The following is a 16,129-nucleotide window of genomic DNA, read 5'->3' as shown; positions in this document are numbered from 1 at the left end:
TGTGCTTTTCAGGAAAAAATCGTTGCTGTGAGTCTGTTCCTGTCAGCGCTTGCCTGCTCCAGTGGCCTCTTTGTCAAAGGTGGGCAGAATCGCTTTGAAGAATGCGTTCTTGATGAGTGCGCCGACAATCTGCCAGGTGCTGGTTTCCGGATTGCCGGTCGAACCGCTGATAATTACCTTGGTGGCAACCTCCTGGCGTGTCCTGTTTTCAAGCAGCATAGCGGCCCCGCCGATCATCTTCTCGTACACCCTGTGGAAGGTGCCTTGATCCCTGTCCCTTCGCTTGTCATAGACCTTGACATCTTTGATGAAGGGTTTGATGTAGCCGGAAATCCTGTCATTTTTGACATGCAGCTCAGTGACCAGGGAAAAGACCCCGGCGGAGACATCGAAGTTCGCGTAGGAGCGCAGTACATCATTCATCGCTGTCAAACGTGACTCCTCGATTTTGAGGAACAGATCGAAATCCGGCCCCCCCTTCTCCGGTCTGAATGTTGCCGTTGCTGTCGTCGGGCCGCTGCCCATGAATCTGGCCTTCAATGTTGCCTGGGCCGGCCCCTGGGCAAACTGGTTGGAAAAGTTGTTCAGCTGGAGGTCTGTATCGGCCAGGAACAGGCGGTACGGTTTTTTAGCCGCCTTGTTGACCATGCCGAGAGTGCAGCCGGTCAGCATTACCTGGTCGGCTTGCATCAGGATGCCGGGGTTGTTGCTAAGCTTTTTTGCGGTCTTTTTTACGACGGCTACGTTTTTCTTTTCATCAACGGCAGTTCGCTGCGAATGCAGATAGTCCAGGCGCATCCCCTGGATCGTCAGGTTTTTCAGGTGGGCGGTTTTCACCGTCGGGGCATACTCGACGTCACCGGCAGCCTGGAGCAGTCCGCCCTGTATGGAGAGATTGGAGCGGGCAATCATTGATTGAAAATAATCCATTGAAATCTTTTCCAGCTTGATGCGGGCCTTGATGCCGGGATACGGTTGAGCCAGGAAGTTGGCGTCGCCATCGACAGTGCCGCGACCGCTGTTAAAGACAGCCGTATCCAGGTGGAAGCTGGAGGGATAGACCTGGTCCGGTTGGTGGATGTTACGGATATTGGATGCCTGCAGGTTCAGATGGCTCAGGACGAGCGGCTGTTTCGGGTCCTGATCGATATAGGTGACACTGGCGTCGTTGATTTTCAGGGAGTTTATTTTCAGCGGGTAAATGGCTTCCACCGCCTGCTGCCAGCCGCGTTCCTTGAGAGGAACTGTACTGGTCGCTTCGCTGCGCAGCTGCTGCAGGTTGATGTTTATTTTTGGACGATCAAGAATGAACTCGGCGACGAGCTTTCCCGAGAGAATCTCGCGCCAGTGGATGCTTGCCTTGAGGACCGGGAACGTGACGACCGGGGTATCCGGATGGGCCTGCTGCATGACGGTCAGGCCTTTCAGGGTCAGTCCGAGGCCAATCAGGCGAAGATGCAGCCCTGGAAGCCGCACTGAATACCCTTTCAGACCATGGTTCATTCTTTTTTCCATGCTGCTGCGCAGCGGTTCATCTAGGACAAATGACGCGAAAAAGAGGATCAGGGCCAGAGCGACCGGTATACCGATTCCCCAGCGAACCACCCTTGATTGCTGCAGTTTCTTAAACAAGGAGTTTTCGATGCTGTTCTCCTGCATGAGTCTGCTCCATGGTCACAGGGTAGGTTGCACGTGCAAGCAACTGATCATTCTGGCTGCATTTGTTCTGCAGCATGTGATAGAGGTCGGAGATTTCCTGGCAGGTCGTCTTGAAGGCCTGCTCCTGAAGCATGTCCAGCTCCAGGATAGCGACAGGGATGCGCGCAAAGGTTCTCCGCTCGTTGCCAAAAAACATACTGCTTTTGTGCTGTTCTGGATTCATGCTGTTCTCCGTTGGTATGTCTCGTACTTATCAGGTAAAACGCAACTAACGTGCCAGAGGAGACCTGCGGATGGTATGCGTGCAACTGTCTGATTGTGTGCAGGTAATGGATCAGGGATTCTGCGGGATACATGCTGTGCCGACAGTGAATTCCGTCAATATTGACAGTGCTGTCATATGTGACGGGATGCGCAGGGGTAGTTGTCTAGTGTGTCTGGGATGGGAATGAAGGGCTGTTCCGCTACATCTCCCTGACCGCCTTGTTCGCAGCAAGCAGGAGCGGATCCCAAACCGGCGCATACAGCGGCGCGTAGCAGAGGTCCAGGTCAGCAAACTCAATAACCGTCATGCTGTTGTAGATTGCGGTAGCCAGGACGTCGATCCGCTTTGCCACCACATCCTGCCCGATCATCTGGGCGCCGAGCAGCAGGCCGCTCCCTTTTTCACACAGCAGCAGGACGCGCATGCTGCCGCCTCCCGGGAAGGCGCCCCTGGTCGGCGAGTCAACCCAGGTTTTTACATAGACCGTACCCCGTTCCTGCAGCTGTTGTTCATTGAGGCCGGTAGTGGCCACTGTCAGGTCGAAAAACTTGAATACCGCGCTCTGGTCGATGCCGTTAAACTGCTTCATGTCCTTGCCATGGGTGATATTGCTGCCGACCAGCCGACCCTGCTTGTTGGCTACCGGCCCGAGCGGCATGTAGCCGTTCCTGCCGAGCTGGCGGACATAGTGTTCGGCGCAGTCACCGGCCGCGAAGACCTGGGGCAGGTTTGTCCGCAAGAAACGGTCTACCTTGATGGCCCCGGCAATCCCCAATTCGCCACCGCTCGTCGAGAACAGCTCCGTGTTCGGTCGTGTGCCGATGGCGATTATGACCATATCCGCTTCGAAGTCTCCGCTTGTGGTTCTGACCACGGCACCTTTCTTCTCAATGATGTCAATATTGGTATGGAGTACGATCCCTTTATCAACCATTTTTTCCAGTATCTTGGCCCTGATCTCTTCAGCAAAAGCTGGAAGTATTGCGGCGGATTTCTCCAGGATGACCGGCGTGATCTTCATGTTGTGCAGGACATCCGCCAGCTCAAGATTGGTATAACCGGAGCCGATCAGTACAGCCCTGGTCGGTGCGTTGCCGTAGATCCGTTTTTTGACCAGCCGCGCGTCGTCCAGGGTCTTGAAATAATGGACGTCAAGGTCATCAAATCCGGGCAGGTTCAGTCTGACCGGCTTCGTGCCGGTGGCATACACGAGAAAATCGTACTGTTCCACATAGTATCGTGAGAGTTCGTGATCAAGGATTGTTACTTCTTTCCCGATCGGGTCAATCGCGACAACTTCGTGCTGCTGGCGGTAATCGATGCCGCGCTTCTTGCGGATCTCATCAAGGCTCATGGCATACAGGTTCTCAAGCGGCTTGTCCTTGTAGAACAGGTTATAGGGCATCCCGCAGGCGCCGTAGGATACATCCCCGGACTTTTCCAGGACGATCACCTGTGCGGAGGGGTCGTCGCGCCTGATCTGGCTGGCGGCGGACAGGCCACCGGCGATGCCGCCAATTATGACTGTTTTCATCTGAATAATCTCCAATCACGGCTAAATTTCATGTCGAGCAGATTCCGGATCAGAAGTGAGTTGTGCGTAACGTTTTGCTGCAAAATGATGACCCTATCCGGTTGGTGTGGCGGGCAAGGTTGTGATGGCGGGATTATCGGGAAATTGAACGGCTGCCGTTGCAAGAAGGGTATGTCAGCGGGCTGGCATATTTTTTACCACGAGATCCTGTTGGCATGAGGTCATCGACCGTGGTGTACGGATTTGATTTTTACTGCCGGATACACCGCTATGCTCCCCGGTGAATCTGCCCCGGGACGCGCTGTTTCGATCTGGCCCGGATTGCGCCCGGCTTTCGGAACAATTTCCATGACAGCAGTCCGGTACAGCGACTCAAGTTCGTTGCGGGTGTTGTTGATGATTTTACCCGGTATTCCCGGTAGATAACTGCCGGCATAGAGTGACTTGGCCCGGCCGAGTTTATCAAATGCTGCGGCCCGGTTGCCCTGGGATAACAGTTTGAACCCTTCGGTGACTGCATTGTGAAACTCCATGGCATCGACATAGATGCGCTGCTGATCGATTCGTATACTTTCGAGCCCTGCGATGAGAGGGGTGAAGCCGAACTCTTTAATCAGGAAACTGTTGAGGGGCCTGATCAGAACCTCCTCAAGCTGGCGCCTGCTGGCGCGTGTCTCCGGAACACCCAGCATGGAGCGGCAGACCCGGTCCCAGGTGAAGTAAAGGTCCAGAGGAGAAATCAGTGAGCAGAAGAAAATCTTTATTGTTTCGTCCGGCCAGGTTGAAGCAACCGGGTTTCCATTGATAGAAACGCTGAAGCGCCCCAAGGTCAGTATTTCCAATGTTGTGGCAGGTTTTTTCATGGGGCTCCCACTGAATTGATACAGCCTGTTCAAAATCAAGGTGATATCTTTGATTTCAAGCCGCACTACCAACTCAAATTTGGCAGAAAGCGAGTCAGTGCTATTTTCTGATAGGATCTTTATTCGCAACTAACGTGCCAGAGAATGTCTGTAAGGCAGGATGGTGAAAGGTGCTGATTGTAAAGGATAAAAGAGAGTGGGGGTGTGTTGTTGGAGGGGGGAGGCCGTCATCGAAACCCGTCACTTTTAACGTAACTGCAATATATGACGGACGGCACTGAGACTGTTATTTGTATCCCTGGAAGTACTCCCCCTCCCGCAAGGGGAGGGGGACTTTTAGGCAAATGCAATTACCTAACCGGACAACGCTGGTAAATATTCTGTTACTGCCGGACGATGCCGTATTTTCGCATCCGGGCGCGCAGGGTACTGGCGTTGAGACCCAGTAGTATCGCCGCGCCGTTTTTACCCTCGATGCGCCAACCGGTTTTCTGCAACACCTGCAGGACGTGGTCGTGTTCCAGTTCGGCCAGGGCTTTGATGTCCTGCCCATCTGTTTCCTCTGTCTTGCGGAAGGTCTCGAAGCGGTCCAGGACCTGCAGCGCGGTCCCCTTGCTGATGATGACCGCCCGCTCGATGACGCTTTCCAGTTCGCGCACGTTGCCGGGCCAGTGGTATTCCTGAAGGATGTTCAGGGTGTCTTTTGAAACGGTCTCGACCTTCTTGCCGATCTTGTGGTTGAATTTATTCACAAAATGATTGACCAGCAGCGGGATGTCTTCCTTGCGCTGGCGCAGCGGCGGCATGGTGATAGGAAAGACATTGAGCCGGTAGAACAGGTCTTCGCGGAACTTGCCGTTTTTGACCTCGTCTGCCAGATTGCGGTTGGTGGCGGCGATGATCCTGACATCGGTCTTGATGGTGCGGGGACTGCCCAGGCGTTCAAACTCACCGTCCTGGATGACCCGCAGCAGTTTGCATTGCAGCTCCAGCGGCATCTCGCCGATTTCGTCCAGGAAGATCGTGCCGCCGTCGGCCAGCTCGAAGCGCCCGATCTGGCGGGCATCGGAGCCGGTGAAGGCCCCCCGTTCCCGCCCGAAAAGCTCGCTTTCCACCAGGGTCGCCGGCAGTGTCGTGCAGTTGACCGTTATCAAGGGGCGATTCTTGCGGGTACTGCTGCTGTGGATGGCGCGGGCCACCACCCCCTTGCCGGTGCCGGTCTCGCCCAGCAGCAGGACGGTCGCATTCATGGGGGAAACCTGCTCGACCTGGGAGAAGACGCAGGAGAGCACATTGCTTTGGCCGACGATCTCGCCGAAGTTGTATTGCTGGTCAATCTCCTGCTGCAGGTAGATATTTTCAGCATTGAGCCGGTCTTTCAGCACCTTTATTTCCGCGTAGGTTTGCTGGAGCGACACCTCAGCCTTCTTGCGTTCCCCGATTTCCTGTGTCAGCTGCAGATTGGCTGTGAGCAGGTCTCCGGTGCGCTCCTGAACGGCCTGTTCCAGCTCCCTGTTGTACTGCTCAAGCTTTTTGTGCAGCAGCCGGACTTCCAGCATGTTGCGGATGCGTGTCTTGACTTCCAGCAGTTCGAACGGCTTGCTGACAAAATCCCGTGCGCCGGCCTGCAGCGCCAGCAGTTTGTGGTTCGGCTGGGCGGTGATCACCATCACCGGCAGATAACCGCCCGCATCGCCCGTCTTGAGTGCCTCCATTACCTGGAAGCCATCCATGACTGGCATCTGCAGATCAAGCAGGATCAGGTCGTAGCTGTGTTCAAGATGCAGCGCGCAGACCTCCTCCGGATTCATGGTTGTGGCAATGCAGGTGTAGCCGGCTTCACGCAGCATCTGTTCCAGCAGGGTGACGTTTGGCTCCTGGTCGTCAACGATCAGGATGCTGGCGTCACGTATCTCGGACTCGCTTATAATCATTGTTGTTCCTTTGCGTATTTCAGTGTCATATCCAGCGTGGCCATGAACTCGTTGACCTTGACCGGTTTGGTAAGATAACGAAAGAATCCGGCTTTCAGGCCGTTTTCAATATCGCGGGGAATTGCATTGGCACTCAGCGCAACGATCGGGATGTGCGCTGTTGTCGGGTCATTATGAAGGATCTTCAGCGCATCCAGTCCGCTGATGCCGGGCAGGTTGATGTCCATCAGGATCACATCCGGCTGAGATTCTCGTGCGATCTCGATGCCGTGAACGGCGTCCCGCGCACTCAGAAAGCGGATATCCGGGCGGCGCGCTATCAGGTCCTCGATCAGCATCATATTGGCCGGGTTGTCTTCCACATACAGCAGGGAGTACAAATGCGCTGCGCTTTGAACGGGCACTCTTGCAACCGTCGATAATTCGGCCGTTCGGGCGATAACGTGCGATTCAGATGTCTGTTTAAGTTCGACCCAGAAGACACTCCCGTCTCCGACCTTACTTTCCATGCCGATGGTGCCGTGCATCAATTCGACCAGACGCTTGCAGACCACCAGGCCGATGCCGGTGCCCTCTTCGATGTTCGACTTTTGCCCCAGGCGGTTGAAGGGTTGGAAAAGCTGCGAAAGCTGTTCGGGCGCCAGTCCCTCGCCGGAATCCCGGACGCTGATACGGATCGAATCCGGAGGGCTCAGGGTGCACTCTACGACTACCGTTCCGCCCGGCTTGTTGTATTTGATTGCGTTGGACAGCAGGTTGATGATGACCTGTTTGACCCGTGTCCGGTCGGCGTTGACCGAGTAGTGGCATTCGAAAGGGGTAAAGGCCACGCTGATGCCGCGCGTTTGCGCCTGTGGTTCAATCATGGCCTCGCATTCCTGCATGACTTCCGTCAGTGATACCGCTTCCAGCGATAGTGACAGTTTTCCGGATTCGATCAGGGCCAGGTCGAGGATTTCGTTGATCAGCTCCAGCAGATACCAGCCGGCCTTGAGAATCTGATCGATACTCCGTTTCTGGGAGGGAGTCGGCTGCGGCACACCCGATTCCAGCAGTTGGGCAAATCCCAGGATCGCACCGAGCGGCGTGCGCAGTTCATGGCTCATGCTGGAAAGGAAATCGGATTTCGCCAGGTTGGCTTTCTCAGCAATACGCGTAGCACTCTCCAGTTCGGTGTTCTTGTCCTGCAGGACCTGATCGAGCCGGGCCCGCTCGGCATCCACCAGCTTACGTGCCGTATTGTCGGTGCCGATCAGCAGGTAGCCGATGATTACATTCTGCTCGTCGCGAAGGGCCGTGACGGAGACGACCGCCGGAAAGCGGCTGCCGTCCTTGCGGATATAGGTCAGTTCGTAGATATCCTCGATCCCGCGCCGGGCCTTGAAGACCAGCGCATCAAAACCGGGTGTTATCGGGGTTTCGAGCTCGACGCTGAGTGCCTTGGCGCGTGCCACCACTTCCTGCGGATCGGAAATATCGGCCGGCGTGATCTTGTTCATGACCTCGTCGGCCGTATAGCCCAGCATCCGTTCCGCGCCGACGTTGAAGATCTGGATGACCCCCTTGGCGTCGGTGGCGATGCTGGAGAAGTTGGCGCTGTTAAAGATCGCGCGCTGCAGTGCCCCGGCCTTGAGCATGGCCTCTTCTGCCTGTTTGCGCATGCTGATGTCTTCCATGGCAAGCAGGATGATGTGTGAGCCGATTTTTTCCCGGAAAATTTGTCGGGCATTGAGCAGTATGATCTTGCGGCCGATTCCCGGAAACACATGATCAACTTCATAGCCATTGAGTACGGTATCATTGGGGAGGATGTCTTCGAAAAGGACCCGCAGCTTGGGGATATCCCATTGCCGGTTACCAAGATCATAGATGAAATTCCCGATTGTTTCCTCGGGCGTTACCTTGAAGGTATCGTAGAAGCTGATGTTTGCTGTGAGAATTTTCAGGTCATAACTTAACACCACAAGCGGTTTGTGCACAGTCTCCACGATGTTCTCGGCATATTCCCGGGCATCCTGGATTTCCACACCCAACTGCTTGGCAACTGTGCCATCTACGATTGAGGAAAGTATATGATCTTCCTTGGTTTCAATATCATTTATCGTGACGCTCTGAAGTTGGGCATAGACCGTTGTTCTTGCTTTCCCCGAGAGCCTGATTTCACATTTCTGCATCTCTCCTTTTTGCGAAACCGTTTTGAGGTGACTGGAAAAGACCTTTTTCCCGGCAGCATCGGCAATAAATGAGCTAAAGGCCTTGTTAACAAGGAGCGCTCTGTCGACTCCCAGCAATAGGGCTCCGGTGAGGTTAACCTTCTTTATCAGTCCGGCTGCATCAAAGGTGAAATAGCCGACCGGTGCAAAATCATAGAGTTTGGAATAGGTGTTGCACGATATCTCAAGCTCGGTCTGAACCCGCATCAGTTCTTCGTTTTGCATCTCAAGTTCGACTTGCTGGTTCTCAAGCTCTTCCTGTGCTCGCCGCAGTTCAGAATTCTGCATCTCCATCTCGATCTGATATAAATCGAGTTCACTGACAAGTTTCTGTGTTGCTTCCTTGGTTCGGGGCAGGTGCGATTCTGCTGATTTTGCGCACAACAAATCTTCCGCATGTCGGCGCAGTTCGGCTGCTGATCTCAAGAGTGTTGATTCTTCTTCTATTCCCAATGAGTTACTCTCGCTTGTCTCGTATTTTGAAGCAATGTAACTTTGCAGCAACAACTATAAAGTCCCCCCGCCCCTTGCGGGAGGGGGCTAGGGGGTGGGGGAGGTAACTTGCAAACATTGTTGCCTGATAACCTCTAGTACGCCTTCTGTGTTTTCTATTACTTCGTTATTCCAGAATCTTAAAACAACAAAACCATTGGCTTGGAGACAAGCATCTCTTTGTTTGTCATATTCTGTGTTTTCCGAATGCTGTCCGCCATCTAGCTCTATGATTATCCTTTTATCAAAGGAAATGAAATCAACAATATACGTTTCAAATGGTTGCTGCCTGCGGAACTTGACGCCTTCAAGCTGACTGTTTCTCAAATAACGCCACAAGAGTCGTTCCGTATCGGTGCAATTGTTCCGCAATTCTCTGGCAAATGAATGTAGGGAATTTTGTGGTTTCATGGCAGCTTCCCCCACCCCCTAACCCCCTCCCTCCAGGGGAGGGGGGACTTTGATTCATCTTACTTTTTCCCTTCCAGCAGACCCCTGAGCCGTGCATTCTCCTCGCGCAGCTCCGACTCCAGTGCCTTGGCGGCGGTGATGTTCGTAAAGGTGATGACCACACCGGCGATGACATCCTCCATGGTGCGGTAGGGCATGATGCGCACCGAAAACCAGCGTCCATCGGTAGCAGTGACCTGCTTTTCAGAAAAGGCCAGCATGCGCAGCACCTCGCGGGCCTCAGCGGACATCTCGGGATACTGCAGATTGCTGGTGATATCGGACAGCGGCCGACCTACATCGCCCGGGATCAGCTTGAAGATCTTGTCCGCACCGGTGGTGAAACGCCGGATATTGAGATCGTTGTCCAGGAATACGGTGACGATTTCCGTGCTGTTAAGCAGATTGCGCATGTCGTTGTGCACCCGCGCCAGTTCGTCCAGCTTGGACTGTTGTTCAGCGTTGACGGTCTGCAGTTCTTCGTTCAGGGACTGCATCTCTTCCCGTGAGGTGGTCAGCTCCTCGTTGGTGGACTGCAGTTCTTCATTGGTGGATTGCAGCTCCTCGTTGGTGGAGGTGAGCTCTTCCTGGGAGGATTGCATCTCCTCGCGGATTGTTTGAAGTGTTTCACGGGCCTGCTGGAGCTCCTGCAGGAGTTCGATAGATGATGTGTTGGCTGGCTGGGCGCCCTTGGAGCGTCCGGGAGCTTTCTTTTCAGGGGGGGCAGCCACGTCGTTGAAGACGATCATCACCATATCCCGCAGCGCCTCCGGTTCTGAGATGGCCTGGACAGTTATATCAACGATCTGAGTGCCGCAGATGAGCCCCTTGACGGAAATGGGTTTTGGTTGCCGGATCGCCTTCTGGAAGGCACTGCCAAGATCAAAGCGGAGCCCTTCACGGGCCATGGCAAAGATATTCCAGTTGGCCTTGCCGGCCGCCGGTTCCAGATATTTGCCGGTCCGTCCGTTGATATAGATGATATCGCCCTTGTTGTTGGTCAACACTGCCGGCGGCGAAAAGCGCTGCAGCAGCAGTTGGTCGGCGAGGACCTGGAGGTTGGCAGCAGGTTTCATCATCGGTAGCTCCTTGGAAACTCCTGAGTAATCGGGTACAAACGAGCCCGGAAATGTGAACGGTACTCCTGACAGATGCACTTCGCGCCGCTGGAAGAGTCGCGACTTGATCTCCAGCGATGCGAAGAGATCAGTGAAGGTACCGATGGATTCTGAGCTCCCCAGAAACAGGACACCGCCCGGATTCAGGCTGTAATGAAAGAGTGGAAAGAGTCTTTTCTGCAGTTCCGGCGACAGATAGATCAGCAGGTTGCGGCAGACCAGGATATCCAGCTTGGTAAAGGGGGGATGCATGATGATGTTCTGCGTGGCAAAGGTCACCATTTCGCGGATTTCCTTGCCAACCCGGTAGCTGCTCTCATCCTTGATGAAATATCGCTTCAGGCGCTCAGGGGACACATCCGCAGTGATATTGTTCGGATACAGCCCTATGCGGGCCTTGTCGATCGCATCCTGGTCCAGATCGGTGGCAAAGATCTGCAGAGTGTAGCTACTTGCGGGTTTGGCCTGTTCCAGTGCTTCCTTGAAGATCATGGCCAGGGTATAGGCCTCTTCACCTGTGGAACAGCCGGCCGACCAGGCCCGCAGGTTCCCTCCGTCCGGGTGGGCATTCAGAAGAGCCGGGATGGCCACTTTGCGCAGTTGTTCCCAGGCCTCCGGGTCGCGGAAAAAGCTGGTCACACCGATCAGGAGCTCCTTGAAGAGCAGTTCCACCTCTTGGGTGTTTTCCTGCAGATAGCGCACATAGGAGGCGATCCGGTTGATCTGGTGGATGCCCATGCGTCGCTCAACCCTGCGGTAGACGGTATTCTTCTTGTACAGGGAAAAATCGTGGCCGGTCTTGGCCCGCAGCAGGATCAGGACTTTCTCCAGGGCGCTTTGATCCTTTTCTTCAAGCGGAAGCTCAGTCTTGGTGATGACGAGGGCGTGGTGGAGATAGCCGATGATCTTGGCAGGCAGCTCTTCAGCCGGGGCGATCAGGTCAGCCAGGCCGGCCTCGATGGCACTCCTGGGCATGCTGTCGAACTTGGCCGAGGCGGGCTCCTGTACCAGTGCCACTCCCCCTTTTTCCTTGATGGCCCGCAGTCCCATCGTGCCGTCCGAACCCATGCCGGAAAGGATCACGCCGATACTGCGCTCCTGACGGTCCTCGGCCAGGGAGCGCAGGAAAAAATCAATCGGCAGACGCATGCCGCGGGCCACTGTCGGCTCAAACAGGTGCAGGATTCCGTGCAGGATGGACATATCCGTGTTGGGCGGGATCACATACACGCAGTCCGGCTTGACCCGCATGCGGTCCTTGACCTGGAAAACCTCCATCGGTGTGATCCGCTGAAGCAATTCGGGCATGATCCCCTTGTGGGTCGGATCCAGATGCTGGACAATGACAAAGGCCATGCCGCACCCTGGCGGCACCGGACGCAGGAATTGCTCCAGCGCCTCCAGTCCGCCGGCAGAGGCACCGATGCCGACTATCGGGAAGGTTAGGGGGGGGTGCAGTGAAGCTTCAGTGCCAGCGGCAGAAATCGCTGTTTTTTTAACTCTTTTTGCCGGTTCGAGTTGCTTTTTCATGTCTGTAAGCATATCAGCATTTCATTAAATGCACTAACTATATTGTGGAGCCTGCTTTCCGGTCTGCCGGCATAACAACCGATTGTATCTTCAATAGCTTGTAATTGTTGATCTCCAAGCAAAAAGACAGGTGAACAGTGCACATGGATTTTGAGGCAATTTCTCCTGTTTACCGGCACACTTCCCATCGATTCACGCCTCAGCATATAGAAGTTCCGTCAAATGTGGCGGTGTATTCTGCCAAATAATCCTTCTCAGCTGTTCTCTCCCGCACGTCTAATGCCCTGAAATTAAGGGTCAATTTCAACTATTCGATATCACTTCGGTTATTGGCAGGTTACTTGCTCTTACTGGGTTACGATCCAGGTCATCTCGTTCAGGCGCCGTTGTTAGATCAGGGCTTGGAAGAGGGATACGAACTACAAAGACTAGCTGCACATTTTTATACATAGAGGTGATCTGATGAGTTTGAAACGCAGTCAGGCGGAAGCAAAAAAAAATCATGCAGGTAACAATTTTTCGAAAGGAGGGTTTATGAAAAGATTTATGTCACAAAAAGCGTATGTAGTCAGCATGGTAATTATGAGTGTGTTTGTCAGTATCCTGGCAGGATGCGGCGGAGGTGGAGGTGGATCCTGGACCGCACCCGGCACCCCGGGAGGCCCTGGTACTACCGGTGCCAGACCAACAGTAGTTTCCTCGGTTCCTGTCAAGTCTACCCCCATTGCGATTGTGCAGCCCGACACGGCAATAACCGTCACGTTTAACAAAGACATGGCCCCTGCATCGATACTTGCAGCAGGTGTCTTCACGGTGACCGGTCCCGGATCGACTCTTGTTACAGGCAGAACCACGAATCCCGTGACCTACAATGTTGCAAACAGAACAGCGACGTTTCATCCAGCCGCAGTGCTTCCCATCGGTACCTATACCGCCACGATCAAGGGGACCGGCACAAATACGGCTAATGATACGACCGGCAATGCACTGGCTGGCAATTCAACCCTGCCGCTTGTGGCAAATGACTATGTGTGGAGCTTCACAACCAGCCTGACGGCGCCAGTGATCCGGCCCACCGTTATTTCCTCTGTTCCTGCCAAGTCGCCTCCCGTTTCGACGGTGCAGCCCAGTACACCAGTCACCGCTACCTTCGATAAAGACATGCTGCCTGCATCGCTTACAGCAACAGGCACCTTCACCGTGACAGGACCTGGCGCGACCCTTGTTCAAGGCGCTGCAACTCCCGTGTCCTATGATGCTGCAACCAGAACAGCAACCTTTCATCCCTTGGCAGCACTTGCCCCCGGCACCTATACCGCCACAATCAAGGGTACCGGTACAAATGCAGCAACTGACACATTGGGTAATGCTCTGGCAGGTGTTTCTACCTCTCCGGCAGTGGCTAACGACTATGTGTGGAGCTTTAACACTGTTTTCATCACCCCTCCAGGTAATGTTAATGACCTCATGTCGTACGGAATTGCATCAGCAGGCGGGATAACCAACACCGGTTCTACCAAAATTAACGGCAATGTGGTGCTGAATCCGCTTGACGAATGTAATGGCGTTAAAGTCGGCTCGACTGATAATTTTGGACTCTGTGGCGGCACACCACCAACAAACAACAACGGTGATAAAGTCATTACTCTAAGCTATCCTGATACAACCACTGCAATCGATATCAGAGCCCAGTTGCTTGCAAAGTGGAACAGCCTCAGTCCTGCTGGTACACCGGGTGGAACTAAACTTGACTGCGGTGTTATTGGTAGCGCTGGCGGCGGCGGTGCTGGCATAGGATGTGCTGGAAATTCCACATTGCCTGCCGGTACGTATATTGCCAATATTTCATCGATTGATGTATCCGGGGTTCTCACGCTTAACGGCAGTGCAACGGATGTCTGGGTCTTCCAGGCCCCTTCTTCTACAGTAATTACTGCTGTTAACAGCAGCATTGTCCTGACCGGCGGGGCCAAGGCTTCCAATGTCTGGTGGTTCGTGGGCAGTTCAGCGGATCTTAAGGCTGGCACAACATTCCAGGGCAACATACTGGCTTCTGCAGCAATCTCTATGGGAACCGGTTCAACGTCATGTGGTCGATTGTTTTCGGGTGCTGAAGGTGCAGGAGCGTTTACATTCCTTGGTAATATGGTTTCCGTACCGGGTCATCCTAACGCACCAGTTGGATGTCAGTAAGAAGTCATGAAGAATTCAATCTAAATGCAGGATAGAAACAGGAGGCAGGCTTCATCTTCTCATCAGCCTGTCTCCTTTCCTCCGGCAGCAGTACAAAAAAAGTACCTGAAATCCGACATTCAAAGATAATTAGCGATAAAAGGAGGAAGTAGATGAAAAATAAATTATCAATGAAATCCGTCATGAAAAAGATGGCGCCGGTGTTGCTGGCCTCTGTCTTCATGCTCCCCTTGTCTGCCCACGCCGAGGTAAAGGCCGGCAGTGTTGAAGTAACGCCTTTCGGAGGAGTCAACTTCTTCGAACACCGGCAGAATCTGGAACACAGTCCGCTGGTTGGCGGTCGCCTGGGGTATAACATCACGAATCACCTGGGCATTGAAGGCACCTGGTCATTCATGAAGACCTACGTCAACGACAAAAACGCAGTGTTTACCCGCCAGGGTCAGTTCACGAGCCCCATCAATGACGTGAATATCACCCAGTTCAATCTCGGTCTTATTTATCACTTTATGCCGGAAAGTGTTTTCAACCCCTACATCGTTGCCGGTTACGGCGTCAATCACTACAGCCCCAAGATCAACAACAAGAACATGTCCGTTGCTGATGTTGGCCTGGGTGCGAAAATCTGGGTGGCCGACCATGTCGCCCTGCGGGTCGATGCCCGCGATAACATGATATTTGATGAGCACATCCACAATCTTGAAACCACCCTGGGGGTCGTGTTTGCCTTCGGCGGTGAGTCTACTAAAACATCCGCACCGCTTGACAGCGATAATGACGGTGTCTTAGATCCTGCCGATAAATGCCCCAACACCCCGGCCGGTGTCACTGTTGACCAGGATGGCTGTCCGCTCGATTCCGACAAGGACGGCGTTCCCGATTATCTCGATAAATGCCCCAATACCCCTGCCGGTGTAGCTGTCGGCAAGGATGGCTGTCCGCTTGATTCCGACAAGGATGGCGTCACCGATAATCTCGATAAATGCCCGAACACACCATCCGGCGTAACCGTCGACAAGGATGGCTGTCCGCTCGATTCCGACAAGGACGGCGTAGCTGATTATCTTGACAAATGTCCTAACACCCCTACCGGAGAAAAGGTTGACTCAAACGGTTGTCCTCTTGATTCCGATGGTGACGGCGTCACCGATAACCTTGATAAATGCCCCGGCACACCCGCCGGCGTAAAGGTCGATACAAAAGGCTGTCCGCTTGACTCCGACGGCGACGGCGTACCTGATTATCTCGATAAATGCCCCGGCACACCTGCCGGTGTAAAAGTTGACATGGACGGCTGCCCTCCCGTGGTAAGCGTACCTGCCCACGTTAAGGCTGCAGCAGCCAAGCGCTTCTGCAGCAAACCGGCCGTGTTGGCGATCAACTTCGATACCAACAAGTCGGACATCAAGCCCCAGTACCATGACGAACTGAAAACCGTTGGCGACTTCCTCAGCTACTTCCCTAATGCCAAGGGTGAAATTTCCGGTCATACGGACAGCACCGCCAGCAACGCCTATAACCAGAAACTTTCCGAGCGGCGCGCCGATAGCGTCGAGAAATACATCAGCTCCACCTTCAAGGTTGATGCCGGCCGCATAGTTACCAAAGGCTATGGCGAGACCAAGCCTGTAGCCAGCAACAAGACCAAGGCTGGTCGGGCACAGAACCGCCGTATCGTGGCAAACTTTACCTGCGAGTAATGTAACCATTATCCAGTAGGTAAGGCAGGCAGAACATCAACGCCCTTCCGGAACATTCCGGGAGGGCGTTGATGCGTTACGGATACCGGACTGATATTCCACAAAATATCCCTCCGCATACTGAGGTTCCGCCACATATGGAGGCCAGGAGACACAGTTTCAACAGGCATGCTCTCAG

Annotated in this window: 10 protein-coding genes; 2 read left to right on the top strand and 8 right to left on the bottom strand. The window is 54.0% G+C overall.

Annotated elements, in window-relative coordinates; all coding sequences use genetic code 11:
- Positions 1-42 precede the first annotated feature (42 nt).
- From ACOCF6_RS23010 to ACOCF6_RS22975, 8 genes are all read right to left on the bottom strand, one after another.
- On the bottom strand, positions 43-1,659 hold the full coding sequence (locus ACOCF6_RS23010) for a DUF748 domain-containing protein (protein ID WP_482462696.1): 1,617 nt from the start codon (positions 1,657-1,659) through the stop codon (positions 43-45).
- Positions 1,625-1,882, bottom strand: coding sequence for a hypothetical protein (locus ACOCF6_RS23005; protein ID WP_482462694.1), 258 nt, complete (start codon positions 1,880-1,882; stop codon positions 1,625-1,627). Before ACOCF6_RS23005 ends, ACOCF6_RS23010 begins: the two co-directional genes overlap by 35 nt.
- 241 nt (positions 1,883-2,123) lie before the next feature.
- Positions 2,124-3,458: an FAD-dependent oxidoreductase gene (locus tag ACOCF6_RS23000; protein ID WP_482462692.1), complete on the bottom strand. Its 1,335-nt coding sequence runs from the start codon at positions 3,456-3,458 to the stop codon at positions 2,124-2,126.
- Between the two features lie 221 nt (positions 3,459-3,679).
- Positions 3,680-4,321 carry a hypothetical protein gene (locus tag ACOCF6_RS22995; protein ID WP_482462691.1) on the bottom strand — a complete coding sequence of 214 codons (642 nt, stop codon included), beginning with the start codon at positions 4,319-4,321 and terminating at the stop codon, positions 3,680-3,682.
- 383 nt (positions 4,322-4,704) lie between these two features.
- Positions 4,705-6,255: a sigma-54-dependent transcriptional regulator gene (locus ACOCF6_RS22990; protein ID WP_482462689.1), complete on the bottom strand. Its 1,551-nt coding sequence runs from the start codon at positions 6,253-6,255 to the stop codon at positions 4,705-4,707.
- Positions 6,252-8,921, bottom strand: coding sequence for an ATP-binding protein (locus ACOCF6_RS22985; protein ID WP_482462687.1), 2,670 nt, complete (start codon positions 8,919-8,921; stop codon positions 6,252-6,254). The genes ACOCF6_RS22990 and ACOCF6_RS22985 overlap by 4 nt, the downstream gene beginning before the upstream one ends.
- Positions 8,922-9,008: 87 nt before the next feature.
- Positions 9,009-9,371, bottom strand: coding sequence for an endonuclease domain-containing protein (locus ACOCF6_RS22980; protein ID WP_482462685.1), 363 nt, complete (start codon positions 9,369-9,371; stop codon positions 9,009-9,011).
- A 59-nt stretch (positions 9,372-9,430) separates the two neighbouring features.
- Positions 9,431-12,070 carry a chemotaxis protein CheB gene (locus ACOCF6_RS22975; protein ID WP_482462683.1) on the bottom strand — a complete coding sequence of 880 codons (2,640 nt, stop codon included), beginning with the start codon at positions 12,068-12,070 and terminating at the stop codon, positions 9,431-9,433.
- A 522-nt stretch (positions 12,071-12,592) separates the two neighbouring features.
- Here ACOCF6_RS22975 and ACOCF6_RS22970 point away from each other — a divergent pair.
- Both ACOCF6_RS22970 and ACOCF6_RS22965 read left to right on the top strand, forming a co-directional pair.
- Complete coding sequence (locus ACOCF6_RS22970; protein WP_482462681.1) at positions 12,593-14,251, top strand: ice-binding family protein; 1,659 nt, start codon at positions 12,593-12,595, stop codon at positions 14,249-14,251.
- Between the two features lie 152 nt (positions 14,252-14,403).
- Entirely contained in the window at positions 14,404-15,951 is a 1,548-nt protein-coding gene (locus ACOCF6_RS22965; protein WP_482462679.1) for an outer membrane beta-barrel domain-containing protein, read from the top strand.
- Positions 15,952-16,129: the final 178 nt, after the last annotated feature.

This window comes from Geobacter psychrophilus, from assembly GCF_056821595.1.
The sequence above is the reverse complement of the archived record's forward strand: the minus strand, read 5'-3'. Positions and strand labels throughout refer to the sequence as shown.

Excerpts from the sequence above, each read along its gene's own strand:
- ACOCF6_RS22995 (WP_482462691.1), bottom strand. The coding sequence starts at position 4,321 with ATGAAAAAACCTGCCACAACATTGGAAATACTGACCTTGGGGCGCTTC.
- ACOCF6_RS22975 (WP_482462683.1), bottom strand. The coding sequence starts at position 12,070 with ATGCTTACAGACATGAAAAAGCAACTCGAACCGGCAAAAAGAGTTAAA.
- ACOCF6_RS22990 (WP_482462689.1), bottom strand. The coding sequence starts at position 6,255 with ATGATTATAAGCGAGTCCGAGATACGTGACGCCAGCATCCTGATCGTT.
- ACOCF6_RS22965 (WP_482462679.1), top strand. The coding sequence starts at position 14,404 with ATGAAAAATAAATTATCAATGAAATCCGTCATGAAAAAGATGGCGCCG.
- ACOCF6_RS23000 (WP_482462692.1), bottom strand. The coding sequence starts at position 3,458 with ATGAAAACAGTCATAATTGGCGGCATCGCCGGTGGCCTGTCCGCCGCC.
- ACOCF6_RS23010 (WP_482462696.1), bottom strand. The coding sequence starts at position 1,659 with ATGCAGGAGAACAGCATCGAAAACTCCTTGTTTAAGAAACTGCAGCAA.
- ACOCF6_RS22980 (WP_482462685.1), bottom strand. The coding sequence starts at position 9,371 with ATGAAACCACAAAATTCCCTACATTCATTTGCCAGAGAATTGCGGAAC.
- ACOCF6_RS23005 (WP_482462694.1), bottom strand. The coding sequence starts at position 1,882 with ATGAATCCAGAACAGCACAAAAGCAGTATGTTTTTTGGCAACGAGCGG.
- ACOCF6_RS22970 (WP_482462681.1), top strand. The coding sequence starts at position 12,593 with ATGAAAAGATTTATGTCACAAAAAGCGTATGTAGTCAGCATGGTAATT.